Source organism: Vulcanisaeta moutnovskia 768-28, from assembly GCF_000190315.1.
GTDB classification, from domain to species: Archaea; Thermoproteota; Thermoprotei; order Thermoproteales; family Thermocladiaceae; genus Vulcanisaeta; species Vulcanisaeta moutnovskia.
In genome coordinates this window covers 1,879,781-1,905,797 of record NC_015151.1, presented here as the reverse complement: position 1 = coordinate 1,905,797, position 26,017 = coordinate 1,879,781, and the positions used below count along the sequence as shown (strand labels likewise).

At 44.5% G+C, this 26,017-nt stretch carries 41 protein-coding genes and 1 pseudogene; 15 read left to right on the top strand and 27 right to left on the bottom strand.

The annotated features are described in order from the left end of the window. Positions 1-20 precede the first annotated feature (20 nt). Positions 21-740 (top strand): phosphoribosylaminoimidazolesuccinocarboxamide synthase, encoded by a 720-nt coding sequence (purC, locus tag VMUT_RS10025; protein ID WP_013605302.1) that lies wholly within the window; start codon positions 21-23, stop codon positions 738-740. On the opposite strand, the gene purM is transcribed toward purC, so the two are convergent. From purM to purL, 4 genes are read right to left on the bottom strand one after another with little or no spacing between them, the layout of a single operon-like run. Then, positions 737-1,738, bottom strand: a complete 1,002-nt coding sequence (purM, locus tag VMUT_RS10020) for a phosphoribosylformylglycinamidine cyclo-ligase (protein ID WP_013605301.1) — start codon at positions 1,736-1,738, stop codon at positions 737-739. The two genes, purC and purM, sit on opposite strands and share 4 nt — an antisense overlap. Then, the gene (locus tag VMUT_RS10015) at positions 1,722-2,903 is read right to left on the bottom strand and encodes a phosphoribosyltransferase family protein (protein WP_237699644.1); all 1,182 of its coding nucleotides are present in this window, start codon (positions 2,901-2,903) and stop codon (positions 1,722-1,724) included. The genes purM and VMUT_RS10015 overlap by 17 nt, the downstream gene beginning before the upstream one ends. Before the next feature lie 29 nt (positions 2,904-2,932). Further along, complete coding sequence (locus VMUT_RS10010; protein WP_013605299.1) at positions 2,933-4,264, bottom strand: amidophosphoribosyltransferase; 1,332 nt, start codon at positions 4,262-4,264, stop codon at positions 2,933-2,935. Further along, complete coding sequence (gene purL, locus VMUT_RS10005; protein ID WP_013605298.1) at positions 4,264-6,444, bottom strand: phosphoribosylformylglycinamidine synthase subunit PurL; 2,181 nt, start codon at positions 6,442-6,444, stop codon at positions 4,264-4,266. The genes VMUT_RS10010 and purL overlap by 1 nt, the downstream gene beginning before the upstream one ends. A 102-nt stretch (positions 6,445-6,546) precedes the next feature. Here purL and purE point away from each other — a divergent pair, with 102 nt between their 5' ends. Both purE and VMUT_RS09995 read left to right on the top strand, forming a co-directional pair. Next, positions 6,547-7,032: a 5-(carboxyamino)imidazole ribonucleotide mutase gene (purE, locus tag VMUT_RS10000; protein ID WP_013605297.1), complete on the top strand. Its 486-nt coding sequence runs from the start codon at positions 6,547-6,549 to the stop codon at positions 7,030-7,032. Further along, positions 7,029-8,153 (top strand): 5-(carboxyamino)imidazole ribonucleotide synthase, encoded by a 1,125-nt coding sequence (locus VMUT_RS09995; RefSeq protein ID WP_013605296.1) that lies wholly within the window; start codon positions 7,029-7,031, stop codon positions 8,151-8,153. Before purE ends, VMUT_RS09995 begins: the two co-directional genes overlap by 4 nt. Positions 8,154-8,245: 92 nt before the next feature. Here the strand turns inward: VMUT_RS09995 and VMUT_RS09990 are convergent, their stop codons facing one another. The 5 genes from VMUT_RS09990 to VMUT_RS09975 form a co-directional block, all read right to left on the bottom strand. Further along, positions 8,246-8,443, bottom strand: a complete 198-nt coding sequence (locus VMUT_RS09990; RefSeq protein ID WP_013605295.1) for a hypothetical protein — start codon at positions 8,441-8,443, stop codon at positions 8,246-8,248. Between the two features lie 148 nt (positions 8,444-8,591). Next, positions 8,592-8,750: a hypothetical protein gene (locus VMUT_RS12880; RefSeq protein WP_158304813.1), complete on the bottom strand. Its 159-nt coding sequence runs from the start codon at positions 8,748-8,750 to the stop codon at positions 8,592-8,594. 27 nt (positions 8,751-8,777) lie between these two features. Further along, complete coding sequence (gene queC / locus VMUT_RS09985) at positions 8,778-10,265, bottom strand: 7-cyano-7-deazaguanine synthase QueC (RefSeq protein ID WP_013605294.1); 1,488 nt, start codon at positions 10,263-10,265, stop codon at positions 8,778-8,780. A 33-nt stretch (positions 10,266-10,298) separates the two neighbouring features. Beyond that, a complete protein-coding gene (locus tag VMUT_RS09980) occupies positions 10,299-10,955 on the bottom strand; it encodes a 7-carboxy-7-deazaguanine synthase QueE (protein WP_013605293.1) in 657 nt (218 codons plus the stop codon). 33 nt (positions 10,956-10,988) lie between these two features. Then, on the bottom strand, positions 10,989-11,834 hold the full coding sequence (locus VMUT_RS09975) for a pantoate kinase (RefSeq protein ID WP_148224737.1): 846 nt from the start codon (positions 11,832-11,834) through the stop codon (positions 10,989-10,991). Between the two features lie 70 nt (positions 11,835-11,904). On the opposite strand from VMUT_RS09975, the gene VMUT_RS09970 reads away from it, so the two are divergent. After that, a complete protein-coding gene (locus tag VMUT_RS09970) occupies positions 11,905-12,714 on the top strand; it encodes a 4-phosphopantoate--beta-alanine ligase (protein WP_013605291.1) in 810 nt (269 codons plus the stop codon). Between the two features lie 9 nt (positions 12,715-12,723). Here VMUT_RS09970 and VMUT_RS09965 read toward each other — a convergent pair whose 3' ends face one another. The 7 genes from VMUT_RS09965 to VMUT_RS09940 all read right to left on the bottom strand — a co-directional run bounded on the left by VMUT_RS09965 (position 12,724) and on the right by VMUT_RS09940 (position 15,276). Further along, entirely contained in the window at positions 12,724-13,104 is a 381-nt protein-coding gene (locus VMUT_RS09965) for a hypothetical protein (protein ID WP_013605290.1), read from the bottom strand. Positions 13,105-13,113: 9 nt separating this feature from the next. After that, on the bottom strand, positions 13,114-13,329 hold the full coding sequence (locus VMUT_RS09960) for a hypothetical protein (protein WP_048057024.1): 216 nt from the start codon (positions 13,327-13,329) through the stop codon (positions 13,114-13,116). 74 nt (positions 13,330-13,403) lie between these two features. Then, on the bottom strand, positions 13,404-13,538 hold the full coding sequence (locus VMUT_RS13270) for a hypothetical protein (protein ID WP_258167457.1): 135 nt from the start codon (positions 13,536-13,538) through the stop codon (positions 13,404-13,406). A gap of 208 nt (positions 13,539-13,746) precedes the next feature. Then, positions 13,747-13,923 (bottom strand): hypothetical protein, encoded by a 177-nt coding sequence (locus VMUT_RS13335; protein WP_308507371.1) that lies wholly within the window; start codon positions 13,921-13,923, stop codon positions 13,747-13,749. A gap of 147 nt (positions 13,924-14,070) precedes the next feature. Then, on the bottom strand, positions 14,071-14,676 hold the full coding sequence (locus VMUT_RS09950; RefSeq protein ID WP_048057023.1) for a hypothetical protein: 606 nt from the start codon (positions 14,674-14,676) through the stop codon (positions 14,071-14,073). A 59-nt stretch (positions 14,677-14,735) separates the two neighbouring features. After that, positions 14,736-14,939: a hypothetical protein gene (locus tag VMUT_RS09945; protein WP_048057022.1), complete on the bottom strand. Its 204-nt coding sequence runs from the start codon at positions 14,937-14,939 to the stop codon at positions 14,736-14,738. A 13-nt stretch (positions 14,940-14,952) separates the two neighbouring features. Continuing rightward, complete coding sequence (locus VMUT_RS09940; protein WP_013605288.1) at positions 14,953-15,276, bottom strand: AbrB/MazE/SpoVT family DNA-binding domain-containing protein; 324 nt, start codon at positions 15,274-15,276, stop codon at positions 14,953-14,955. A 529-nt stretch (positions 15,277-15,805) separates the two neighbouring features. Here VMUT_RS09940 and VMUT_RS12875 point away from each other — a divergent pair. From VMUT_RS12875 to VMUT_RS09925, 4 genes and pseudogenes are all read left to right on the top strand, one after another. Beyond that, positions 15,806-15,952, top strand: coding sequence for a hypothetical protein (locus VMUT_RS12875; RefSeq protein WP_158304812.1), 147 nt, complete (start codon positions 15,806-15,808; stop codon positions 15,950-15,952). 37 nt (positions 15,953-15,989) lie between these two features. Further along, a pseudogene (locus VMUT_RS09935) lies at positions 15,990-16,190 on the top strand (hypothetical protein); the annotation flags it as partial. A gap of 101 nt (positions 16,191-16,291) precedes the next feature. Next, positions 16,292-16,537: a hypothetical protein gene (locus VMUT_RS09930; RefSeq protein ID WP_013605286.1), complete on the top strand. Its 246-nt coding sequence runs from the start codon at positions 16,292-16,294 to the stop codon at positions 16,535-16,537. Positions 16,538-16,558: 21 nt separating this feature from the next. After that, positions 16,559-17,092 carry a PaREP1 family protein gene (locus tag VMUT_RS09925; protein ID WP_013605285.1) on the top strand — a complete coding sequence of 178 codons (534 nt, stop codon included), beginning with the start codon at positions 16,559-16,561 and terminating at the stop codon, positions 17,090-17,092. 115 nt (positions 17,093-17,207) lie between these two features. Here the strand turns inward: VMUT_RS09925 and VMUT_RS12340 are convergent, their stop codons facing one another. From VMUT_RS12340 to VMUT_RS09905, 5 genes are all read right to left on the bottom strand, one after another. Continuing rightward, a complete protein-coding gene (locus tag VMUT_RS12340) occupies positions 17,208-17,453 on the bottom strand; it encodes an ATP-binding protein (RefSeq protein ID WP_013605284.1) in 246 nt (81 codons plus the stop codon). A gap of 74 nt (positions 17,454-17,527) precedes the next feature. Then, positions 17,528-17,677: a hypothetical protein gene (locus tag VMUT_RS12870; RefSeq protein ID WP_013605283.1), complete on the bottom strand. Its 150-nt coding sequence runs from the start codon at positions 17,675-17,677 to the stop codon at positions 17,528-17,530. Between the two features lie 256 nt (positions 17,678-17,933). After that, entirely contained in the window at positions 17,934-18,245 is a 312-nt protein-coding gene (locus tag VMUT_RS09915) for a PIN domain-containing protein (protein ID WP_013605282.1), read from the bottom strand. A gap of 1 nt (position 18,246) precedes the next feature. Continuing rightward, positions 18,247-18,474 (bottom strand): AbrB/MazE/SpoVT family DNA-binding domain-containing protein, encoded by a 228-nt coding sequence (locus tag VMUT_RS09910; protein WP_013605281.1) that lies wholly within the window; start codon positions 18,472-18,474, stop codon positions 18,247-18,249. A gap of 202 nt (positions 18,475-18,676) precedes the next feature. Then, a complete protein-coding gene (locus VMUT_RS09905; protein ID WP_013605280.1) occupies positions 18,677-19,420 on the bottom strand; it encodes a hypothetical protein in 744 nt (247 codons plus the stop codon). Positions 19,421-19,510: 90 nt separating this feature from the next. On the opposite strand from VMUT_RS09905, the gene VMUT_RS09900 reads away from it, so the two are divergent. Next, positions 19,511-19,882: a hypothetical protein gene (locus VMUT_RS09900; protein ID WP_013605279.1), complete on the top strand. Its 372-nt coding sequence runs from the start codon at positions 19,511-19,513 to the stop codon at positions 19,880-19,882. 13 nt (positions 19,883-19,895) lie between these two features. Here the strand turns inward: VMUT_RS09900 and VMUT_RS09895 are convergent, their stop codons facing one another. Further along, complete coding sequence (locus VMUT_RS09895) at positions 19,896-20,510, bottom strand: DedA family protein (protein WP_202795172.1); 615 nt, start codon at positions 20,508-20,510, stop codon at positions 19,896-19,898. 145 nt (positions 20,511-20,655) lie between these two features. On the opposite strand from VMUT_RS09895, the gene VMUT_RS09890 reads away from it, so the two are divergent. From VMUT_RS09890 to VMUT_RS09880, 3 genes are read left to right on the top strand one after another with little or no spacing between them, the layout of a single operon-like run. After that, the gene (locus tag VMUT_RS09890; RefSeq protein ID WP_048057021.1) at positions 20,656-20,958 is read left to right on the top strand and encodes a hypothetical protein; all 303 of its coding nucleotides are present in this window, start codon (positions 20,656-20,658) and stop codon (positions 20,956-20,958) included. 59 nt (positions 20,959-21,017) lie between these two features. After that, positions 21,018-21,479: a hypothetical protein gene (locus VMUT_RS09885; RefSeq protein WP_013605277.1), complete on the top strand. Its 462-nt coding sequence runs from the start codon at positions 21,018-21,020 to the stop codon at positions 21,477-21,479. Positions 21,480-21,483: 4 nt separating this feature from the next. Continuing rightward, entirely contained in the window at positions 21,484-22,062 is a 579-nt protein-coding gene (locus VMUT_RS09880; protein ID WP_013605276.1) for a nucleotidyltransferase family protein, read from the top strand. Here VMUT_RS09880 and VMUT_RS09875 read toward each other — a convergent pair. Then, a complete protein-coding gene (locus VMUT_RS09875; protein ID WP_048057020.1) occupies positions 22,018-22,470 on the bottom strand; it encodes a hypothetical protein in 453 nt (150 codons plus the stop codon). The genes VMUT_RS09880 and VMUT_RS09875 overlap by 45 nt on opposite strands. A 106-nt stretch (positions 22,471-22,576) precedes the next feature. Here VMUT_RS09875 and VMUT_RS09870 point away from each other — a divergent pair, with 106 nt between their 5' ends. The 3 genes from VMUT_RS09870 (at position 22,577) to VMUT_RS09865 (ending at position 23,584) form a co-directional block, all read left to right on the top strand. Further along, on the top strand, positions 22,577-22,756 hold the full coding sequence (locus VMUT_RS09870; RefSeq protein ID WP_048057019.1) for an aspartyl protease family protein: 180 nt from the start codon (positions 22,577-22,579) through the stop codon (positions 22,754-22,756). A 52-nt stretch (positions 22,757-22,808) separates the two neighbouring features. After that, positions 22,809-22,937, top strand: a complete 129-nt coding sequence (locus tag VMUT_RS13265; RefSeq protein ID WP_013605275.1) for a hypothetical protein — start codon at positions 22,809-22,811, stop codon at positions 22,935-22,937. A 254-nt stretch (positions 22,938-23,191) separates the two neighbouring features. Next, positions 23,192-23,584: a hypothetical protein gene (locus tag VMUT_RS09865; protein WP_048057018.1), complete on the top strand. Its 393-nt coding sequence runs from the start codon at positions 23,192-23,194 to the stop codon at positions 23,582-23,584. Positions 23,585-23,638: 54 nt separating this feature from the next. Here the strand turns inward: VMUT_RS09865 and VMUT_RS09860 are convergent, their stop codons facing one another. The 4 genes from VMUT_RS09860 to VMUT_RS12555 all read right to left on the bottom strand — a co-directional run bounded on the left by VMUT_RS09860 (position 23,639) and on the right by VMUT_RS12555 (position 25,940). Then, positions 23,639-24,604 carry an ornithine cyclodeaminase family protein gene (locus tag VMUT_RS09860; protein ID WP_013605274.1) on the bottom strand — a complete coding sequence of 322 codons (966 nt, stop codon included), beginning with the start codon at positions 24,602-24,604 and terminating at the stop codon, positions 23,639-23,641. 133 nt (positions 24,605-24,737) lie between these two features. Beyond that, complete coding sequence (locus VMUT_RS09855; protein ID WP_013605273.1) at positions 24,738-25,253, bottom strand: hypothetical protein; 516 nt, start codon at positions 25,251-25,253, stop codon at positions 24,738-24,740. A 115-nt stretch (positions 25,254-25,368) separates the two neighbouring features. Further along, positions 25,369-25,707, bottom strand: a complete 339-nt coding sequence (locus VMUT_RS09850; protein WP_013605271.1) for a hypothetical protein — start codon at positions 25,705-25,707, stop codon at positions 25,369-25,371. 2 nt (positions 25,708-25,709) lie between these two features. Then, a complete protein-coding gene (locus VMUT_RS12555; protein ID WP_237699740.1) occupies positions 25,710-25,940 on the bottom strand; it encodes an ArsR/SmtB family transcription factor in 231 nt (76 codons plus the stop codon). Positions 25,941-26,017 lie beyond the last annotated feature (77 nt).

The window sequence follows — 26,017 nt, the reverse complement described above, 5'->3', positions numbered from 1 at the left end:
GAAAAAAGTCATTACTAAGTATGTCCCGTAACTGGACTGGGGAGTTAATTTACGAGGGTAAGGCTAAGAGGGTCTACAGGGTTAATGATGAGTTCCTCGTTATGGAATTCAAGGACGAGGTCACGGCATTTGACGGCGCCAGGAAGGAACACGCACCTAGTAAGGGTAAATTAGCCGCAGCTCAGACGGTATTCCTAATGGGATTACTGGGTAAGTACGGCATTAGGAATCACTTGGTTGATTGGGATGGCGATAGGAAAATACTGGTGAGGAGTCTCAGGATGATACCCATAGAAGTCATTGTTAGGAATTATGCCTATGGATCATTCCTAAAAAGAATGCCCCTAGTGAAGTCAATGACGAAGTTCAGCAAACCGCTCATTGAGTTTCACCTAAAGAGTGATGAGCTCCACGACCCACTAATAACCACGGATGACATAATAGAGGCTGGCTTAGCAAGCCAGGAGCAGTTAAATGAAATAATGGGCATTGCATTAAGGATTAACGAAATTTTGAACAATTACATGGCAAGTAAAGGACTGACACTTGTGGACTTTAAACTGGAGTTTGGTTTTGATAAGTCAAATAACCTGGTTCTTGCCGATGAATTAAGTGGTGACACTATAAGGGTTCTAATCAATGGCAGGCACTTGGATAAGGAATTATTTAGGAGGGGTAGTTCATCAGCAGACTTGGTTAAGGCCTATGAGGAAATGAATAAAATACTCGGTATATCCTAAATGCGTAACTTAACACCATCATTCATTGAAATATTAATCCCAGCGCGATCAACCACCTTACCGAGAATCCAATACCTAAGCCCCAAGTCCTCAATTACCCTGGTAACATCGCTTATGCGTTCCTCTTCGGTTATCACCATAAGCCCAACACCCATATTAAACACCCTATACATCTCACTCCATTCGATATTACCTGTCTCCTTAATGGTTTCGAATATGCACGGTGGTTCAGGGACCTCGAGATCAACACCTAAACCACCAATTACCCGTCTTATTTTAGTGAAGCTCCCGCCAGTTACATGAACAGCCGATTTAATTAAGCCATCTCCATAAAGCTTAGTCAATAAATCCCCATAGTAAGTGGTGGGTTTTAGAAGCCAATTAGCCAATTTATCACTGCAGACTTCGTCATCAAGACCATACCTACTCAGTAAAACCTTACGGGCTAGTGTATATCCATTCATGTGCAATCCACTGGATTCAATTCCAATAACCGTATCACCGACCCTTACTTTCTCGACATTCCTAATGCCCTTAATACCAAGTACTGTGCATGAGACATCAATACCGTTGACTAGGTCAGGCATTATGGCCGTCTCGCCGCCCAGGAGGGCAGCCTTAACCATGAGAATGGCATTCCTAATGCCAATAAGGACTCTGTGTACGGCCTCAGTATCATTGTTGGATATGGCTATGTAATCCGTAAATGCAATGGGTATGAAACCGTCACAGGCTATGTCATTAACATTGCCGATAACGCAGTCCCAACCAAGCACCTCAAGCCTACCTGTGGTCCACGCAATCATGGACTTCGTACCAACACCATCAGTATGCAGTGTTATTTCATGGTTGCCAAGCTGTATTGACCTTGTGAAACCACCCTCCATCAATGCAACACCTAATCTACTCGCTATATCGCGTATAATCTCATAGGCAGTCACATGCATTTCCTCGTGCTTACCTAGGTTAATTCCCGCCCTCTCATAGGTCCAGTTCACGTTTATCACCCACAAGACAGTAGGTGCATAGGCTATCTCTGCCTATACCTGATTCATCAGCTGCAGCATACAGGTCATTAAGGTCTGACCACGTTAGTGAGTCAACCTCGAGAACCCTCTGGGCATCGGCATAATTACTGAAGGCATTGGCAAGCAATTGGTTGTCTGGAGGCATATCAATACCATAGGGGCAGCTCCTAACTATCCTTGGGCTGGCTATGGCAACATGGACTTCCCTAGCTCCTGCCCTATGCCTAAGTACTTGCGATGCCTCCTTAATGGATATTCCCGTAAGTAACGAATCATCAACAAGCAAGACTCTCTTACCCTTAATCACATTAATGACTGGGCTAAGCTTTAGATGTACGGAGGATATCTTATCCAATATATCCTCCCTTAGCGCCGATCTATGTCTTTCTATATTAAGAAGTGCATATTCAAAGGTTTTTCCCATGATCTCAGCAACCTTAATTCCGTAAATGATGCCAGTCTCGGGCATCCCAATGACAACATCTGCATCAATCTTATTCGCCAACCTAAGGGCTAGTCTCCTAGCCAATGCCCTCCTAAATTCATAAACTGAATACCCATCAATTTCAGAATCAAGTCTTGATAGATATATGAACTCCATGATGCACCGTTTACCACGGAAATTACCTGCAACTCTGCTTACTGACAAATTTAGCCTACTGGCCCTGACTATGGTTCCAAGACTAACAAAAAGTCTCACCTCACCGCCCAGTGCATTTATAGTGGAGCTCTCGTTAGATATGATGGCTAGGTCGAAGCCGTAGGCACCAAGGACTAAATTCCTCAGTCCAGTAATGGGTCTATAGGCGATCAATTCACCGTCACTGGTTAAGGCAATTAGAGATGTGTAGGCAAGGGTCTTACTATCGCCAGTAACTAGTCTACATACTTCCGTGGGATCCACAACAATACCCTCAATGCAGTAGGCAATATCGGTATTACCGCACTTAATAAAGCCTCTTGATGCCTCGTTAGTGTATAGACATAGAAGCCCAGCCCAGCCGCTTGGGATATTGCCGTCCTCCCTAACCTCCCGTATAATGAACTTATTATCATTACTTAGTAAGGCGACCCAGGCAGTATCATTACCCCTATGCCTAAGCGCCGGTAGTGCGTATCTAAGTATCTTACTCACGTCCCACCCCTCATGAAAGGAAATCACACCTACAAAGCCTGAGACTCCCATACCCTATCCCCAGAAAATGCCTTCTCGCTTTCATCAATGTTGATAGTGAATGGATAATTACCTGTGAAGCATGCTGTACAAAGTTCGGTGGTTCCTATGGAATCCATAAGCTCATCAACTGTTAGGTAAACCAAGGAATCGGCGCCGAGATACCCCCTAACCTCATCTATTGACCTGCCGTGGGCTACTAATTCACGTCTAGTTGGGAAGTCCATGCCCATGAAGCATGGGTATCTAATTGGTGGCGAGGAGACCCTAACATGTATAGCCCTGGTTCCCGACCTCCTGAACCTAGGCAGAACCTTCCTAAATGTGTCGCCCCTTATGATCGAGTCATCCACAAGGGATATAGACCTACCCTTAACAATATCCCTAATCACATTGTACATATTTACAGACCTTTCTCTAGGAGGTTTGATAAAACTACGGCCGACATATCTATTCTTAATTATTAATTCATGTATTGGCTTACCAATACCCTCTGCATAGGCCTCTGCCGCGATCCTAGCGGTCTCCGGCACAGGCGTCACAATGTCAATATCATGATTTCCCTCCTTATGAGCGAGCACCATGCCAAGCTTACGCCTGGCATCATAAACACTAATACCATTGAAATGCGAGTCAGGCCTGAGAAAATATATGTACTCAAGCGCACAATAGGCTCTCCTCACCCTGGGACCTTCAACCCAATGCTCTCTGCCTGACCCATGTAGCGCCAGGGCCTTACCAGGCTCGACTTCACGCCAAGTCATGCCCAGTGCCTCAAGCGCTGCCGATTCCGAGGCTATGGCTATGCCATTACCATCACTACCAATGACGAGAGGCCTAATGCCCCAGGGATCCCTAATGACTATTAATGAATCTCTCCAAATGGCTATTATGGAATAACCACCACGGAGTGTGTGGAAGAGCTCACTAATGCCATCATCAATACCTCGCCTACTCAGTAACTCCCTCATATAGTGAGCTAAAACTAAAGCGTCATAATTCGTCCTGATGCCAATACCAAAATCTCTCAACTTACTAATTAACTCAACGTAATTACTTATTGTACCATTAAATACCAGGGCGAAGTCATTACCAAGCACAATAGGTTGGAGCTCCACACCGTAGGGGCCACTCGTGCTATACCTGGCATGCCCAAGACATAGTGTTGAACTAATTGTCGAAACATCACTTAACCTGACAAGTGACCCATCCACGTGGCACACAAATGACACTCCCTCCTGACCCCTATGAATGAGCCATGGAGCTAACTTAACCACATAATTACCCGCATTAAGGCCCAGGAATGCCCATATACCACACATCACAGGGCACCCCATAATGAGTCATACGCCATCTCTAGCTCGTTTAGCCTCAGGGCCATTAATTCATGGTGGTCCCAGTGGACTATGGCATCATCACCGCCTGAACCGCCGATCACTGAGAATGGTATGCCTAGGTTGGCGAGCGTGCTTATTACTTTATTAAAATGCTCATTCTTAACCTCTATGATGTATCTGGCGTTGGTCTCGGAGAACGCTATTGCGTCTGGGCCAATACCATAATCATCAACTGGTGCTTTAGATAAATCAATATTAAAGCCAACTCCATTAATCAAAGCCATCTTACTCAGAGTCGTTAATAATCCACCAACGCCAATATCCATTGAGGCGCTCACTAAGCCATCCTGAATCAATTTAAGAACAGCCCTGGAATTCCTAGCCTCATCCTTAGGCCTTGGTCTCGGCGGTATGCCCCTAACAAAACCGTGGACTGCATATAGGTACTCAGACCCACCGAGCTCAGTTAATGTATTACCAATGATTATTATTGACCCATCACCAGTGAGTCCACCATCAACGACCTTACTAACATCACTTACCTGGCCTAACGCGACGACAGTAATCACGGGCTTAATTACATTACCGTTAGGGCTCTCATTGTAGAAACTAACCTTACCGCCAACTATTGGTATACCAAGTTCATGGGCAATCCAGGCAAGCCCCAGCACTGAATTCACGAAGTACCAGTACCTGTCAGGCTTCTCGGGATTACCCACGTTTATCGAGTCAACGGCAGCCAGAGGCTCTGCACCGACGGCAACCACATTCCTATAGGCCTTGGCTAGGGAATTGGCGGCTCCAATGAATGGATCAAGAAACGAGTATCTTGGATTTGCATCTGACTTCACGGCAATCCCTAACCTACTATCACCTCCATCAGCATCAAGGAGTCTTAACACTGCTGCGCCGGCCCTACCTGGTTTAATCACTGTCCTAACACCCACCTCATAATCATACAAACTGAATATTGGTTCCTTAGACGCAACATTTAGGCTACTTAATACCTTAATTAACGCCTCACCAAGTTGTACCTTGGGCAATTCCGGAATTATCCTAAACCTGCTTAGGTACTGTGGTTCCTTGATGCCGTAATTAGTCTCTGGTGCATGTGTTACGAACTTTACAGGCAAATTAACGATTACGTTATTTTTGTGATAGGCTATGAACCTACCATTGTCAGTTAGGACACCAATTATGTCATAGCCGACACCATATCTCCTCAACACCTCCTCAACCTCACTAAGCCTATCCCTACTTATCACAATTACCATCCTTTCCTGGGACTCTGAGACTAGGATCTCCTCAGATGCCATGTGCTCCCTAGTCCTAATCTTGTCCAGGTAAATCTCAATGCCAAGATCGAATTGGTCGGCGAGCTCGCTCAATGCCGTGGCTAAACCTCCACCGCCCACGTCCTTAATAGCCTTGATTAACTTTCTACTTCTTAATTCAATCACCACATCAATTAGTAACTTCTCAAGTAATGGATTGCCAACCTGTACAGCACCTATATCACTCTCATCTTTATCCAGGACCTTAGATGCAAAGGAGCTACCAAGCATTCCATCCCTACCAACATCATTACCAATAATTAGAACTAAATCACCGGGGCTTGCTTCGCCCATTGCGACATCCTCCAGTTTACCGACACCTATGCAGGTAACTAGAACTATTGGGTTTATGGCGAACGACTCATCAAACCATACCTCACCAGCAACCACGGGTACACCGATCCTATTCCCATAATCCGAGATCCCTCTTATGACGTTTCTCGCTATCCATCGGGAGTGAGGATCATTGGGTAAACCAAAGTGTAGGTTATCCATTAATGCAATGGGCCTCAAACCCACGGTCAATATGTCCCTCACAATGCCGCCAACGCCCGTCGCGGCGCCATCGTAAGGATCCACCGCAGATGGGTGATTATGGCTCTCTATCTTGAAACTGACCATTAAATTACCTAAACGAATCAGTGGAGCATCAAGCCCAGGTCCTCTGAGTACGTGTGGCGCCTCACTGGGCAATAGCTTAAGGAACCTCCTGCTACTCTTATATGAGCAGTGCTCACTCCACTCAGCCTCAAATACTAACCACTCAGCCCGCGTTGGTTCCCTGCCTAGGGACCTCCTAATAATCGCCTTCTCATAATCGCTGAGGGGCATGGTCCCGACCTTTGTTTAATCTTTTATTTAAACAGTACACGGGCATACTACAGTTAGTTATGAAAAAATACTTTTAAAAGTTTTCTTTAAACAATAACTCCAATGAGCACGAAACCACTGGTCGGCGTGATAATGGGCAGTAAAAATGATTGGGATACCATGAGGGAGGCCGTAGAGTTACTCAACCAGTTAGGTATACCCAATGAGACTAAGGTTGTCTCGGCCCACAGGACGCCAGAGCTAATGTTTGAGTACGCAAAGACAGCCGTTGATAGAGGCTTAGAAGTAATAATAGCCGGTGCTGGAGGTGCTGCTCACCTTCCCGGAATGATAGCATCACTAACACCACTGCCAGTCATTGGGGTCCCAATACCGAGCAAGCACCTTAACGGTCTCGACTCACTACTATCAATAGTACAGATGCCCTACGGAACTCCAGTGGCCACGGTGGCAATAGGTAACGCGAAGAACGCAGCGTTACTCGCGGCTAGGATACTCGGCATTAAATACCCGAGCATCAGGGCTAAGGTTATCGAGTTAATGGAGTCGATGAAGAAGGAGGTCCTAAGCACGGTGCTCGGCTTATGAATAAGGTACTGGGTATCCTAGGTGGTGGGCAGTTAGGTCTCATGATGATAATGGAGAGTAAGAAGCTAGGCGTTAAGTTCCTGGTGCATGATGAGGATCCCGAAGCACCTGCGTTGGGCGTGGCAGATGGAAAATTCGTGGGGGATTCATGGAGAGCGTTAATAAATAAGTCCGACGTAGTTACTTTCGAGTTTGAGCACGTGAATCCTAACGCTGTAAGTATGGCTGAGTCGCTCGATAGGTTGAGGCCTGGCTCATTAACGATATGGCTAAAGCAGGATAAGATACGTGAGAAGGCGTTCCTTAAGGATCACGGGTTTCTGGTGCCCAGGTTCGTGATCGTCAACGGCTTAGAGGAGATGAACAAGGCAGTTAATCAACTTGGCAGGGTTGTTTTTAAGGAGTATCAGGGTGCATATGACGGTAAGGGTCAGTACTACGTTATGAGTAGGAATGACCTCGGTAAAGTACCGAGGAGGTTCCCATTATTGGCTGAGGAGTTTGTGGACATTCATAAGGAGGTTTCGGTGGTACTCGTGAGATCCAGCAATGGCGATGTACTAACGTATTCAGTAACCGAGAACTACCACTATAATGGGGTCCTCCTTTACAGCATAGCCCCTGCGGAGATTGATGAGGAGATTGCTAGCAGGGCTAAAGAGATAGCCGTAAGACTTACGGAGGTACTTAACCACGTTGGTGTCTTAACCGTGGAGTTCTTCATAACAAAGAGCGGAGAAGTGCTTATTAACGAGTTTGCGCCCCGCGTCCATAACTCGGGGCACTGGACATTGATGGGTGCTGCGGTGAGTCAGTTCGAAAATCACGTGAGGGCAGTCCTAGACCTGCCGCTGGGCTCCGTCGAGTTACAGAGACCGTCAGGTATAGTGAATATGTTGGGCGTTCCATACAATGAGGAGGTGATTAGAAGGGTGCTGGCAGTGCCAGGAACTAGCGTTTGGTGGTATGGCAAGGCGAGGGTTAAGCCCAGGCGTAAAATGGGCCATGTTAACATAGTGGCTAATAATGTGGGCGAGTTAAGGAAGAGGATTAACGAAGTATTGAGTATTGTGTATGGTAACGACATAGGTAGGTACGTACCTCCCTGGAACCTTACGTGAGGTAAACAAAATAACGCCCAGGTAATTCAAATTAATTAAGTATTATTAACAAGGTTCTCTGACTTCAACGGTCTTTCATCGAAGATCTGCCCTCACCGAACCTCCGAAGACCTTAACTTACCTGGCGGGTCGCTCCTGAACCTCCATAGCCCCTTACCGAAGGATTCAACGGCTATCTCCAACTCATCAGCCAGTAGGTCGCTTATCAATGGCTCATCAGCTAACGGTGAGACCAATACGTCAACTAGAAACTCCCTAGACTCCGCATCGCCCGCCACAACCTTAACCATGGCAACCCTTGGGGTAAAACCACACGTTTAATGGGCCGCCAGCCGTATCAACCCTAACCTCCCTAGCGCCCTCGGTCAGTGGCCATAGCTCAAAGCTCTAGCCATGTTCACGGGAATGAGCAGTTGAGGTGTTGGTGCCTCAAACCCGCTATTGAGTAGTGACACCTCCTCCACTGCCCTGTTCTCCACTCTTATCCTTAACCTCAGCCTCACTGCCGTTGAGCACCACCCTTATCCTACCAATATAAGCGAAGCTCCTGTATTTAATCTTACCAACCTTAGTACCTATCGATTTTAAGTCTCTCACAACTAGTTTAAAACCAAACGCAACGCATCATTGACCTGGCCTTTTTGGAACTTCGTAAGGCCTTGCGCCCATCCAGAATTCCTCCTCGATCTCCTTAGGTAACTCGTACTCCACTGGATCTTTGACCCCATTGATTTTGAAGGCTAATCTACGCATATAGCACGGCCCACATCGACCGCAGTGTTTCTCGCCATTGTCATAGCAACTCCAGGTTAGGTGTAGTGGGGCGTCAACCTCTAGGCCTAGCCTCACGATCTCATGCTTGACTAAGTGGCCTACGGGCATTATTAATTCCACGTGCTTATTAGGCCCGACTGCATATGGCATGACCCTATTCAACAGCCTTATGAACTCCATCTCATTGTCGGGATAAGCACCACTCTCCTCCAGGTTAATCCCAGTGGCTATGTAATCATATCCATAGGCCTCAGCAATTGCCGTAGCCAGGGCTATGAAGACGAAATTCCTGGCTGGAACCCACTCATGGGCGAACTCAGCCCCTTCACGGCCCTCATCAACCCTATTAATTTCGCCATCACCGAGAAGTGGCGAGTGCCTAACTATCTTGAAGAAGTCCATGTTGACTTCAAACAATGGGACATTGTGGAATTCGGCAATCCTTTTTATTGCCCTATCCTCCTGGGTCTCAGCTCTATGCCCATAATTAAAATGCAACAATGCAACATCATACCCCTGCTTAAGCAGATACGTAGCTGCCGTGGTTGAGTCGAGACCACCACTAGCTATTACCAAGACCCTCCTCTTGACCTGCCCTTCCTTCCTTAATGACACCGTGGACCAAGTCCCATCAATCCCGATTTCCATGGCCGTGTAAGGCTCGACACGCCTAATCACGGGCATGCCCCATATGGGCTTATTCCAATCATCGATTAAGTAGTCATCGAGACTAGCGAAGAATAGGGTTTTCAAATCGCCGTACCACGCCATATACAAAGGCTTGAAGTTTGTGGCTAGCCAAACCCTGCCGGGTCTACGAGTATCCATTATGGCTAATGCGTAACTGCCAACGACGTAATTAACCAGTACATCCCTAAACCCATTTAATGATCCGTCCCAGAACTTCTCGAGGAGTGGTGGTAGTATTGCCGTGTCGATCTTCGACCTACGGATAAGGCCAAACTTACTCTCAAGGTCCTTATCATTGGCTATCGTCCCATTGTGAGCAACGACTATGCGCTCGCCAATCATCGGCTGAATATCATCTTCGTTTTTCACCTTGACATACTCCGTAGTAGGCTCAGCCCTATTGTTGAATATCGCAGCCACAGTGTCCTCAGTTATCATCCTGGGCATTTTGCTTACAGCAACGCTTGGTCTCTCCTTACTCTTAAACACATTCAACTCACCATCCCTACTCAGGGAAACAATGCCAAAGCTGTCACGACCCCTCTCCTCGCCCTTGATAATTACCATCCTCAAAACCTCCTCAATCCTCTTAGCCCTATCTTCATCTAGCCTATCGCCGAAGATAAGCACGCCACCTATTGTGCACATCCTGTCCTGGATGAAGCACGTGTATTTAAACCTTTACCTAAACCCCATCAATATGTGGAGTCTCGGCGTAAAATTAACGCCTAACTTCATGGCCATGGGTTTAGTAATCTCCTCATCCTTAGCGATGCACTCCTCACGGGTAATGCATTGGCTCATTAGGTAAATCCTGTCACGTGGCATCCTAAACCTCTCAATGAACCAGAGAACTTCATTGACATCCTCGGGCTTATCAACAACGAACTTAAAGACCGCCTTGCCACTGCTAACGAAGTCCCTTAACGCAGACTCATTAACCCTATGCCTAAGGAGTATTCCAGAATTCGACAGTTTAGACGACACATTGAATTCATCAACGTAATCCAGCAACTCGCCGGGCCTTAATGTACCGTTAGTCTCAACTTCGACAAACCAACCCCTCCCCTTAACAATAATTAGTAACTGCCTCAACTCACGCCACCAAAGCAGGGGTTCACCACCCGTAATGACCAGGTGCTTAATCTCATCACCACCAACCTCAATCAACCTCCTAAATACAGCATCAATCCCCATGCTAACACCCCCTAACCATGAATACTTAGTATCACACCAAACACAGCGCAGGTTACAACGTGCCAACCTAAGAAACACCGCCTCCTCACCTGCATGGGGACCCTCACCCTGCCAAGACCTAAAGACTTCGACAACCTCCACTGAAATCCCGTTATCGGGTCAGGTTATTAGTTTTTACCGATCATTATAGAGAATCACTTCAACACCTACGTTAGAGAGTTGGAAAACCCTGCCTCTCAGTCCGAGCTTGCTTAGGCATTCGAGGAGTTGTTCAGTCTCATCATTGCGTGTCAAAAACACGAGGACTCCCTTCTTCACATAGTATGAATCGGCATAGCGTGCACAAGCCCTTATTCTGCTTTCTAATTCATTAGTCAGGAAGCCGATGTCTCTGGAGAAGCCCGTGCTTAATTCGAGGAATTTCTCGTACGTCGGCTCCTTTATTAATGCGTCAATGTACCTAGGGCCAACCTCATTAAGCCTATCGGCTAAGTCCCTAAGCATTGCCGGCGTTGAGCCTCTGGCCATGTCTACGGTTACGATCTTAACATCGTGGGAATAGGGGATCCTATCGATTATACCTATCCCTGGTGGACCTGGCCTAAGCCTTAGTTCAATACCACCACCGAAGTACTCGGCAATCACGTCGCCTAACCCTGTCCTAAACTCAACCTCAATCACATGCGCCAGCTTGGCGGCCTCAAGCATTGACTTACCAAGCAATGCCGCGGCACCGAGGGCCGTACCTAACGTTAGAGCCGCGCTCATTCCGTAACCAACGCCTAGGCTTACCGGCGATTCATAAGTGACAGAGAAGCCAACCCCGAACCTCCCCAGCACGGCATTTACGTGCTCCACATCAGGCCTAGACCCACTGTTAGGCGTAACCCTTAACCTAACGCCCGGCCTAATCACAACGCCAGCGCCCATGGAGCCAGTCGTCAACGCATCATCCGTATACCTCGGAAGCCAAATACTAGTGATGTGAAGTGGGACCTCAACAATGACACAGTTTCGCATTTTCATAGCACCCAATGCAATGGGTCCTTATGAATTAAAGTTTTAAGGATACTAATTGCGTTGGCTATGAATGGTTAAGGAACATAACGAGTCCTGGATACCATTTAATCATCCAAGAAGGGAGTCATTGATTATCAGAGAAATGCTGGTAGATGGGTTTAAAGCTGGTTATGTGGCTACCCAGGGGTTAATCGCCCACGGGCGTGGTGAGTGCTTTGATTACCTCATTGGTGAGGTCTCAATACCGCCAGCATTGACTGCCGAGAGAATTGCTGTCGCTGTGTTATTGACTGCTAAGCACCCTGTGATTTCGGTCAACGGCAATACTGCGGCTCTTGTACCCAGGCAAATCGTTAAGTTGGCTGGACTCGTGAATGCGAGGATTGAGGTTAACCTATTCTATAGGACTAGGGAGAGGGAGGAGTTGATTGCCAAGGTCCTTAGGGATAATGGGGCTGAGGAGGTCCTTGGCGTTGGTGATGACGCTTCCTGCGTGATACCAGAATTGTTTAGCGAGAGGAGGAGGGCTTCCTGTAGGGGTATTTACGTGGCCGACGTGGTGCTCGTTCCTCTTGAGGATGGTGACAGGACCGAGGCACTGAGGAGGATGGGTAAGACCGTAATCGCCATAGACCTAAATCCTCTCTCAAGGACCTCAAGGGCCGCGAGCATAACGATTGTCGATAACGTGGTTAGGGCAATCCCAAACATGATTAAATTCGCCGAGGAGTTAAGGAATTGGTCCAGGGATGAGTTGGTTAATATGGTTAGGGGCTTCAACAATGATGAGAACCTGAGGAGCGTACTAAGGTACATCGTGGATAGGCTCAATAAACTCGCCAACGAGGACTTCCTCATCGAGTTTCCTAAGCAGCAATAATGCTTGACATCATTGTTTCTCCTGTCCCTTTTTACTACTATAAAGTTTGTAAGCATGAAGCATCCAAACATAGATGAATAGTTTATACGCTACCTCGGACCCGTCCTCATACCACCAGCGCTTGGCTATTTCGGCAACCCTCTCGAGCTCCTCAACGCTGATCTTATCAATATCGCCTTTGGCAAAGACAGATCTAATGAACTCAACCTCCTCCTTACTAATCGGGTTAGTCCTAATGGACTGAGACATTCTAATAATCTCATCAATGAGGAAGAAAACCTCGCCGGGACTTATCAACCCCTTAATCCCCAGGAACTCTATGATTGCGGAATTCATGACAATCACAGCCGACCTCACGGAATCAGCAAAAACAGTGAACCTCCTCTCCATCTCCTCGAATCATTTATTAATCTCCTCAAACCCTCTATCTATTTCATCAAACCTCTTATCAATCTCCCCAAACTTCTTACCGAGCCAATACAAGGCACCGCCCAACATGCCCACTACCGTTATCGCTAATCCAATTATAGATAGTACTACCTCATCAATCATAATGTCGCGCTTAACTGATTTTTTATCTCCATCAATGGTACTTATATACCTTACTAATCCCACTGCTGAGATAGGTTTTGAAAAAGGAGTTAGAAATGCTTAGCTCAGTGATGAGTGGTTGCTTTGATTTTATTGTATTAATTTGGCATTGTTTTTGTTTCTGTTTCATATTCTAGATTTGTTAGTACTTCCCACAGCCCATTGATTGCGTCATCAATGCTTATCCTACCACGCCTGGCATCCTCAATAAGCCTCAAACCCAACTTAACCAACTCGTAAGGGTTGCAGAGCGTGTGCCTTTCTATCGTATTGGGGAGTTGAAACTTTAGGAATATAACCCTTACTCACCATAATCCCTAGCCAAGGCACTTACAGAGGGTTTAATCTCGACAACCTCAACCTCGTCTAGTGGCTTTATCCCGTACTTCTCCCTTACTTCCCTCGGTATTGCGAATTGCCTACCTGCCGTGTGCCTAGTCCTTAGTAGTAAAACACCCTCAACACAATGATCTTGTCATTATGCTTAATAACTATGTCCGCAAACCTAGCCCACTCAATACCGAGAGCCCTAACCAAACTAACCGGCAAAAGGACTTGACTATTAATGTAAATCCTAGTCCTATAAGGGAATCCGTTAACGGGCTTTGAGCTAGGCATTGATATTACTAAATTCAATCCCTAAATAAAAGGCTTTCGATAAAGACAACAAAGAGAAATTGATTATGAATTACAAAATGAATATAAACAATCCATTTAATAACGTTGAAATAGTTGGTATTGGTCGTTATAGAGGTGGTGTAAGTCTCAACTATAAGGTCTCGCAATGCTAATGTACGTATTACCCACCCTACTGGTCCTAATAACGTGGAGTTTTGATAACGCAGTATTTATTAAACCATGCACATAGCCCTCTGTGAATGCGCTATCAAGCTCCTCATCAAATGGTGTCTCAAACTCCACCTTAACCTCATCACCCACAACCTCGAAACTCCTAAACGCAAGCCTATTATAGGCCGTTGCTGTGTATAGGAGCGTCCTCACCGTGGTTATTGGGTTTCCGAGGGATATCTCCGTGACAGATGCCCTTGCATATTCATAACCAAGCCTATACAGTGTCCTCCCTAACTCCTGAACACCCACTTGTTGTAGAACATTTTTGAGGGCGTTTATGAATTGTCTCCTTGAGAAGGCTATAGGAATTACTGACTCATTGATTACGTTAATGAGCTCAACGCCCTCTGTGGTTAACCCTTTAATAAATGGTATTGGATCTCTATTAACACCTTGCATTATTGCTCTAGTATTACCAATACCACTGGTTGTATCTAAGCCAAGGTTATTAACCACTGAAGTGAGGTCATGAAGAAGACCAGGTCTATCCCTAACAACCCTATATAATAGCCAGGGCATTAGAGTATAGTTCAATAAAGAAACCATTTAAGCCTTATAAACAAATATAGGGCAAAGCCCTAATTCACTAATGTCTCGGTCATTACTTGCTTGCCGCTCTTTATCTCATAGTCAATATTTATGAGTAACTCCCACAATTCATCCAGTGCCTCATCCTTACTCATTAATCCCCTCTTCCCATGTTCAATAACCCTAAAGGCCTCATTAATAAAGCCATTAATTGTGTATCTAACCAACTGCCTATTGTTTTGGTGCTGGATCACCTCATTCCTTATTTCAACTTAATTTATAAGTCTTTCTATTCCAAGCAGCAATCGAACATCCAACGTATTTAACACCAACCAACTCAATTATACTCAAAGGTTCAATACCAAACTCTTCCCTAATTTCCCTAGGAATCGTGAATTGCCTACTTGAGCCCCTACTACGGGCTGGCTTGAGAAGTCTCACATTGTTTATCCTAACCAACCTACTGCCAAACCTAATCATAACATCAATAAAGTCAACACTCTCAACACCAAGACACCTAACAACATTGGCAGGAATAAGCACTTGATTATTAATATACACCTTAACAGTAATCGGTAAACAATCACCCATCTTAATAAACAAATCTTATCAATATTTAAAATTATAACTGTACACATAGTCAAAGACAACAATATCTAAAGGTATGTCTATACCCACCCTACGGTATTAATGATTTGATTAACTAGCTGTTGATCATAATATGCTTATATATTAAATGACTAATTAACCCTTGATTGACTCAATTAGTTAGCAGACTAAATAGCTAATCACCAAGTGATAGACCTAGGCCCTTTGAGTTCTTGCTAAGTACATCGATATAAGTTATTAAGATAAGTAATTGGGTCTTTTTCACATTAATTACTAGGAATAATTTAGTTCTAAAATATTAACGTTCGAGAGCTTCCCCGGACTATTACCTTTGTCAATTTTATCTGTCATACCTTTACATAACTTGAGTTCCTACTGCTTATGAATAGTATTATGAGAATGACCTTATCCGTAGCCTTATTAACGATCTTGAAGCGAACTTAGCATTATGTTGTTTCTCCTTAATTATTACCCTAAGGTATTTATTACTGGATTATAATTAGTCATTAAAATGGGGACCAGGTTATTAATATCCAGTATCTCTGAGAAATTGAACGATCTAGATAGGTTAGCTGAAATTAATGATGCGTTTCAGGAGTATGCCACTAGGTGGTTGCTCACGTCACACAACAAGACGTACTTGAAGCGCATGCCATGATCGTGACTGAGCTTAGTCTGAGGAAGCCCCTAGCTATGCTGACTTGGCTGATGTTCTTTATAAACATGGGTTAATAAATAATGAGGCCAGGGAGCTGATTAGGAGTATTGCTATCAATAGGAACATGCTTGCCCATGCGTATAGATCCTTCAGTAGGGATGAGTTGCTGAGTTTGAGGGCTTGGGTTCTTAGAAATATACCCACCTTGATTAATCAATTAATGACCTTAATTGATTAAAGTGGTATTGACCCAGCAACTCCTAATGAGTCACTTAGTAGAGTTTTCACTAAACATAACGTCTCGCGAAGAACCCGCTTAATTATGAGGAGATTGTTGGCTTGATTAAGGATTTAGCTGACGTACTTGGTGTACCCGTGGATAAGGTAGACCTCGTTGATCTAGGCAGGACGCCTAATGAGTTAGTGTATGTGGTTTTGAGGGATGGTATACTCATTTACGTAGTTGATTGGGACCTCGCGCGCAAGTTAATTGCTCATATGTACGTGAGGGTACTTGGTGAGACTGATTTGGATTATGTGTATTACAGAATGTTTAGGTATAGAATTTCTAAAAAACATTATTAAGTGATTTGTTGTACTTTTGATGTGGAGGTTGGGTACCTGGATTATAGAAAGGATCCCAGGACGTATGTCTATGCAAAGGTACTTGATGGCCTTGTTGAGGCTAAGTTGGCACTGGAGATGCTTATTAGGGGCTTGATTCAAAATGCCTCGGCTAAGGCATTCATGAGTGTTAAGTCAATAGTCAGCGCCTTAATCGTTAAGAACCTTGGTAAGATAATTGAGGGTTTAGATGAGAGGAGGAGGGCTTGGTATGAAGATGTAGGTTATTCAGCACCAACCACAGGCTTAATAGGTATTTCAAAGGATCTAAAAAGGGTTGGCATTGATGTTGAAGCTGTTGTTAGGGCGGCATTATCCCTACATAGATTCTCCTACAACGGCTTTGACCCAAACCTAGTCGATTATATGGATGTGAATGAAGTTAAGGATGATGTTATTGAGATCGTTAATTGGGTCTTAACGATTAAGGAGTTCTTCAAGGAGGATTGGAATGATAGGTTAGAGAGGGAATTAAGTGAGTTGATGAACATACTTTCTAAGTTTAAGGCTCAATGAGACCTCTTTCGTGCCTAAATAATATTTATATAGTATGGCTATTTAACGATATTAGACATTCAGACATAAAGAATTAAACAATCAGTAGCCTACTGCTTTACGTCGATGCTGACTATCAAAGCCCTGAAGTAACTATGGAAGTAAGCATTTTCATCTTAACCTCATAGAAGTACCTCCCAAACAATGGTGAGCTTGGGTCCTCAATACCAATGAAGTCGTAAAGCAAGTCGACCTCGGAATCCATGAATATGAATGTTATATTTCCATTAAAATCATAGGCATGGGCTAGGGCATTAAGTACCTCACTCGATAACGGATCCCTCAACCTCTGTGCCTCATCAAACGCCACCACAACCCTCATCTCATTAAGCCTACCAAATAACTCAGCCAGACTAACCGGCTCCCTACCCCTCCACCTTATTTCAATGGTATTGCCTATGAACGAGATGTCTTGATCCTCCTCAAAATATCGACTAACTTATCAAGGCTTGATGATAAGGCATTAGATATTAATCGATAAAGGTCAGGCCTACTGTAATTATCCCTTAGCGACCTACAATCAATACACAGGTATTCCAGCCTCATTTAGCGCCACGTTGATTACCGATGTTTTACAATCCCCCTAATACCAGTCACTACAATCATAGACTTATCAATATTATTCAGCATATCATTCAGTTCTCTAACCCTATCACAAAATCCTCCCTCCTTGACTTCGGTCTCTCGTCAAATAACATGACTACAACCCCTCAGTCCTAAGACCTATCTCATTAATCACTAAAGTATCCATAATTACTTCAATAATGATAAATTAGATATACCACCTACCCTACCCAAGTAACTATATCCATTTAAACTTATGGTATAGTTCTAGTAATTCATTATCAAATGTAACTAGTGGTAAGCCTAATCTCCGTGCCGTACTAAGTATTATTAAGTCGTTAAAGTCGTCATAATGCCTAATATAGTCTTTATGATCAATGGCAAAATAAATGTCCTGAATATTATTTTCAATAACCTTAATTTTAGGGTCTTGTAAAATCTCATTTATGATTCTTAAGTCAAAATTCCAAATGTTCACCGCCTTATCATGATTTACGTCATCCTCTGAGATTACGGCTATAATAGCATTTGTATCAATTACGAAGCTCATATTACTCCTTACCAATCTCCTCCCTTATGGTCTCCTCAACATACCTCCAATCTATTGGTCTTCCTAACCTGATCCTTATCTCCGTAATGCTCCGCTTCTTTGGTTCAAGAATGATCATATCACCCTCGAGCCTAACTATAAGCGTGTCCCCAACTTTTAAACCAAGCCTCTTCCTAATAAGTGCCGGTATTGTTATCTTGGTAATTCCTCGTAATTTTTGTTTCCTCAATCATAGTAGATCTAGTAAACTATATTTACTAGAAAATGTATTTCAATCTTACCGCATAAAGCCCATTATCCATTGATAGAGAGCGACCTTGAGTATTTATGCCTAATTCATCAATATGGGATTGAAAAATAATTAGCCATACCGATAATCATATTTTGTAAAAACCGTAATGGGTGCTAATGGCTTGTGTAAGTATGGCAGCTCATCCTTGGTTAAGTACCTCACTGACTATCCTCTCTATTGACCTAATCAACCTCTTGTCTGCACCACCACTGCCTAGGGAGTTTATGAAGGAGTTTAGGACCTCTAGGTCCACGCCGTACCTACCGTAGTAACTTGGCAAGTAATGAAGCACCACGTTCTCATCATACCTAAGCACCTGCAGAACCTTCATTAGCTTAAGGAAATCAATTGAACCATCAAATATGGGCAGACCAAAGGAACCACTCTTTTTATTGCTAAAGTAAATCGCCTTAACATAGCCACTCAACTCAACGAATCTCCTGGTGAAATCCCTCAAACCCCTCTCCCTGGCAACATGAAGTGCGAGACTAAGCCTATGCGGAGAAACCTTATTGGCAAACTCAGTAACCTCACCTGGGCTCCTCAGGAAGTCCCCAACACCAAATTCCCAAACGATATTAACGCCATACATGGATGCCTCATCAAGTAACTCGGCTAAGGTATTAACGTCATTAATACCAGGTCTAGCCACCATGGAGTTCACATTTAAGTAATCAAGAAGCGCAACAAGCCTCTCTGCATCACCTCTTCTTCTCAGGTAACCAACCTTAACTTGACCAATCCTAAGTCCAAGGTCCTCAAGCTCCACGGCCAGGGTCGGCAGGAACTTATTAACGCTTGGGAAACCCCTAATGTCGAGTTCAGCTTGGACATTCAGCTTGGGTAAGTCCTTAATCGGCTTAACGCTAATTAATAATTCCACAATAGGCGATAGTTTAGAATAAGTTAAAAAACTATCGATGGTGAGCAAGAGACCAAGCTTTTTAAGCTGGTAAGTAATTATTGATCTACAATGAGCATTGACGATACTGAGAGAAGGAGGATAATGATGAAGATAATGATGGAGATTATGAGCAAAGCCCAGCAAAGCGCAAGCGCCAAGCGTGAGCTTACTAATGAGGAGGTCATTCAATTAATTAGACAAATCACCAAGGGCGAGAGGGCTGGAGAGATAATAGATAATGCATTACAGCTCTATGGAGATACTGCCGTCCAGGTATTCAGACAATTAGTGGAGCTGTATCTAAGCGGTAGGTTAGGTGAGCTCCAGGATTCCGAACTTTACCAAATACTCGAGAGGGTTGGACTTCATGTGCCATTAAGGACAAGGATAAGGATTGTGAGGCATGGTAGGGAGGAAAACATCGGAGCTTCAGACAAATGATGAACATTAATACCTAATCGCACAACTTAATGGAATCGTCGCACCTTGGTTTTACATAAAGTCTCAATACTATGTATACCAATATTATGACCACAGCTATACCCGTGATAACGTACAAATACCTATCGATCAAACCTATGATTAGCGACCATTCAGCTGCGAATGAGAAACCAATATATGCAAGAATTGAATCCCAAACTAAATGCCCCAAGAACGTAACGACAATAAAACTCACAATCCTCATACCAGCAAGGCCCGCAGGAAATGATATAAGTGCCCTAAAACCAGGTAAAAACCTAAAGCCAAATACGGCAAAGACACCATACCTACTGAACCACCTATTGAGGGCGTTAAGCCTATTTTGGTCAATACCGAATAACCTACCATATTTAATTAGGAATGGTAAACCAAGGTAATAGGCCATGTAGTAATCAATCAAAGAACCAACAAGGCTACCCAAGGTGCCAGCCAAAACACCGAGGACAGGGTCAATAAGGCCTAGGGATGCGTAATAACCCACGAGAGGCATGACAACCTCACTGGGTATAGGCAAGGACATACCCTCAAGAACCATAAGGATGAATATGAGGACGTATCCATGCAGACCCGTAAATACGTAACTCAACATACGTAATCGAGAAACACAGCACCTAATAAGGGTTTTGCGGAACACAGAATCTGCTATACAGACGTACAAAGTTTCACGGAGATATACTGTGATTCTTCACGGAGAAACGCTATTTGTGACAAGGTAGCCCATACCCGTGATCAATATGAGCCTAGTAAAGTACGCCTTAGTAATAGCGACGATGGTAGTGGCTATATCAGTACTCATAGCCCTGGCACAGCAGGTAAATCAAAGTAGTAATACCCAGGTAAATACAATACATAGTACGAATATAAATGCAACAAACACAACTAGCACTCAATTAGTAAGTAACTGTACGCAGTATGGCGAATTCCAGGGAGAATTCCAATGCGGACCTCAGGAGAACATAACTAAATACAACACCACAAACGTTATTCCCTATCAGTACGAGGATGAGGTTGAGTACGAACCATCAATAGAAGACTAATGATAATTCAATTATAAACTCTTAAAAATATCTCTTTCCTTCTTTCCTTGTAAAGTTTTATGGGTAAGACTTACGTAGTTGGTAGAGGGATTTGCCCCAAATGTGGTGTAGAAGGAACAGTAGTAATTAGGAGCAGTGGCTCAGGGCTTTACGTCTATATTAGGCATGGTAGGGTATGGCACTACGTAGGACCAATGCATAGGATAAATATTGAAAGGCTGATGATAAAGAAGGAGCAAGGAACGTCACTGAGCAGTAGGAGGGATACGCATTATTACGTAGTAGGCAAAAAACTCGTGGTAATACTCACGGCATTAATATTACTAACAATTATAAACATAACAATACATTGGATACTAATAGGCAACAACCTGAACAATAACGTTAATGATGAACCAATAAGCCAACACCCCAACCACTACGTAGCGACTATGGACATAATCAATACGGACATACTGCGTGAATTAATGAGCAACGATAGCTATAAAATCAATATGTGTCCACTGAACACGCTTGATTAAGGCAATGAGGGTTGGAGCAGTAATATTAGCCGCTGGGGAGGGCAGGAGGTTCGGTGGGAATAAACTACTGGTGAGTATTAATGGTGAACCAGCAATAACGAGGGTCCTCAGGGCTGTGGAGGGTCTGGATAGGGTTGTGATTGTTGGCGCCTATGTCAATGACCTATTGCCATACCTACGCAATGAGGTTGTTATTTATAATCTGTGGTACAAGGATGGTATGAGCACGTCAATAAAGCTGGGCATAAGGTTCTTCCAGGACTATGATGCGGTTTTCATAGTACTCGCGGACATGCCGCTGATAACTAGGGAAACCATAAACAAAATACTCAATGCATACCATGAGGGGTGCACGGCAGTGATACCCACGCATAACGGTGTTAGAGGAAACCCAGTATTGATACATAAATCCCTATTTCCAGACTTAATGAGACTAAGCGGTGACGTGGGTGCACGAGAAATACTGAGACATAGGGCTGATGCTTGTACCGTAGAGTGTGGTCCCGAGGTCCTGGTCGACATAGACACAGTCAATGACCTAACTAAGGTCCTTAACACTATCAACACCAATCGCCAGCAATAAACTCCCGATAAAGGTAACCACAGGAACCACGTTAAGTACAGCACCAACCTTAATGAAAATATCCCCCTGGGAAGCTCGCCAGAAAAATAGGGATATTGAGACATCACCAAGGAAGGCAATACCCATACCGATCATTGCGACCACGTAAGATGTTGACGTAAGGTGCATTATTAGTAATAGTGATGAACCGAACATTAATAAAACCGCACCAATAGAACCAATACTCAGCGAATAACCAGGTCCATTAAAGCCCAGGTACATCATCATAGACGATACGACATATACCGACGTAATTAGCAAAATAAGGATGAAGCCAAAGTACCTTGGATATACAATGGCAATGAAGTACAGAAGCTCAGCTAGGAATTCCAGGATAAGCCCCACCTTGATGAGTACCCTATTACGCATAATAATGATTAAAGGAACTGGCTTAAAAAGCATAGGAGATTGAAAAAGCCAAAGAAAGCCAATGCGCTAAAAATAATTTATATTTTAAGGCCTATAACTAAATTATGTGGGACACGTATACGCCGACGTAGTGATAAAGGGGAGTAAAGGTTCAAAGCAGATCAAAATGCTTGTCGACACAGGCTCAACATACATAGTCCTAGACCCAGACACAATAAGGGAACTAGGCCTTATCGAGACACCATACACCGTGGAATTAGTAATGACCAACGGATCGAAAAGATAAAGCCAAGGTATACATCGGGGAAGCCGAGGTTAAAGGCAGGAAAGGCCCCGTAATGATCGCCGCCTTGAAAACTCCAATATCACTTCTCGGCGTGTATGCCCTTGAATCGCTTGGATTTAAGGTCAATCCAAGGACGGGCGAGCTCGAGGAAGTAGGTCCAGAGGGTGGCTATTTGCTTTAATCTAAGCATCCCATTACTTATCCATCCTAAATAAATCATAATCAAAACACACAATCACAACCTCGCTCCTCAATAGGCGTGTCAATACTATCGTGAGCCTAATACACCCATTAAGTAATGTTCCATCTAAGGACGATAAATCCCCTAGGGTGCTACGTAAAGGACTTGGCAAGAGGGGTTGAATCTCTCATTAACAATACGTGATTATTTTAAAAATTAACACCTTAAATAATTCTGGGTAAGGCTGACTTAGCATGGGTCCTGCCATGGTAGTGAGATTGGCAGGTATTACGGCGTCTATAATCCTTACGGAGATCATTATATGGAGTGGAACATCTTGTTTACCGCACAACGGCAAGCCTGGGATTATGGAAGTTCGCATAGACTTTCCTGAAATTATAGGAATGGTAATTGGCATAAGCCTTCTAATCAACTATACCGCACCACTTATTCTAGCCCTAATCCATCAACAATTCTTGACGTGGCCTTCAATAATCATAAACCAACACGCATGGACGCCAAAACCAACCACAGTACTCATAAACACACTAATCAACATAGCCATATCCATAGCCTACGCATTGATACGTACAATAGCCATACACCCATCATTATGTGAAGACGAAATTGAAGTTACTGCAATATAAAATACCGCATTTAGTTAGCACATACGTAGGCCTAGAGACAATTTGCCCATTAACTCACCTAAACACGCCCCTAAACTCAACCTCAACACCCCTCCCCTCTCTAACAGCTCTATCATAAATCAACTTAGCGAGAACAAGGTCCTCCACGGCAATGCCCAGGGACTTAAACACCGTTATAGAACCATCACTGGACCTACCCCTAACCCTACCAACCACAACGTCAGCCAGCGGAGCCACCCTAGACCAAACAACATCACCAGCCATTATCAAGTCACCAGCCTCCTCCCTAGCCTGAACCACATCATCAACCGCAATCACGTCAGCCATCAACACGGCATCAGGCGCCAACTCAGCCCTATTAGCCCAATTACTACCAATGGCATTAATGTGCATTCCAGGCGCTATGTATGAACTACGTATGAAAGGGTCCTTCGAATTAGTCGCAGTGACCAAAACATCGACGCCCCTGCAAACCTCCTCGTAATCACTAGCAACAACAGTATCAAAACCCCTAGATCCAATGTACCTGGCAAACCTCTCAGCATGCTCACGAGACCTACTGAAGACCTTAACCAACTTAAGGTTCAAGACCCTACTCAACGCCTCAAACTGAGCCCTCGCCTGGACCCCAGAACCCACAATACCAAGCACGGACGAATCCCTCCTAGCCATGTACTTCGTAGCCACGGCCGAAGCAGCCCCAGTCCTCAACTGACCAAGCCTATCAGCCTCAACAACAGCCAACAACTCACCACTATCGAGACTGAACAAAACAACCACGAACCTAGTACCATGCCTAGTGCTTAGGTACGTCTTAAGCCCGGCAACCCTGTAATCACCAAGCACCATGCCCTGAAGCACGTGAAGCACGGCACCGCTCACAATAGCCCTACGCCTCGGTAAATTAACGGCATTACCACTACCCAGCAACTTAAAGCCATCCTCCACAGCCCTAATCACATCATCAAACGAAACCAACTCATCAACCTCAAACTCCCTAACCAACAACACAAGAGGCATTAGCAAAACCCCTTTAAAGAAGTGACCCAGTGGCAAAAACAGTGAAGAGGTCAGAGTTAGCTGAAAAGTGATGACCCATTCATGAACAGATGAGCCTAGGAGACACCGGATTTAACCTAATGCCCCTTCAGACCTACTTCCTACTTACGCTCTTTATGTCCGTGTTCATGGCCCTGTAGAACTCCTCATAAATAAGCCTACCCACGTCACAGTTCATAAACTCACCACGCTTAACAATGACCTCATTGGCAACCGCATTAACCATGGTGACCTCCTCACCCTCAACATGCCCAACATCGCAATTAACAACCCTGACATATCTACCAATCACCCTCTTCACATCCACATTTATTAACGTCACATCCTCGCCCTCAACTGCTTCAAGAATTGCATCCTGGACCTTAACGCGCTTACCCTTAATCACCCTAACCCCCTCAGGCGGACTCACCAGGTCTATTTGATCACCCTCAACTACATTACTCTCAATCACGACTTGCCTTGTCTTCACCCTTCCTGGGATGAACCTTAATTCCGTGACCCTCCTATCCAGGTCTATCGATATTAAACCAAGCCTTATCCTCCTCGGTTTAAGGCCTGCCCTAGTCCTATTAACGAAGTACTCGTAGTACCTATCGAACTTCTCAGCCATCACTCCACCCTCAGCATGTCCCTAATCTCACTAAGTAACTGCTTCATCTCCCTAATCCTCTCCATAATCATCCTCATGACCTCCTCATCACTAACATCGGCATACTTTAACTCGCTCATGCCTCACCACCAACCCTCCTCAACTCATCCCTAATATCCCTAAGCACCGTATTAACCTCATCAAGCTCCTCCAACAAACTCCTTATGAATGCCCTATAGACATTCAGTTGATTATTCATGACCCTCAACTGTTCATCGACGTTATCGAGTATGGGCACGAAGGAGAGTATGGCCAACACGGTGCCCCAGAATATGGCGAAGACGCTGATTATCGTGGCGGCTACGAGGAATGGCCACGTACCCACCTTAAATGCCATGTAGAACACTGCTATTGGGACGCCGGCGCCAATTATAAGGCCCGCCAGGAGCGTCACGGATATTGATACGTACGGCATCCTCAGCCCAGGGACTCCGCCAACCGCTCCAGCAACTGCCTGTCTATGACTAGCCTGAAGTCCCTCACCCTGTAAACCTTCCTCAAATGGGGCCTTGGTCTCTCCTCCACCACGTAAACCCCCTCTATCAAACCAGCCTCCTCTAAAACCTTCAGATGCAGGTGGGCTAGGGCATATGGTATGCTGAGCTTGTGGGCCACGTCTTGAATAAACGTTGGATTCTTCACCAGCATTAGGAGTATCCTCACCCTCAATGGGTTTGACAATGCTCTTCCAATCCTCACCAAATCCTCCGGCGACTCCACTTTTA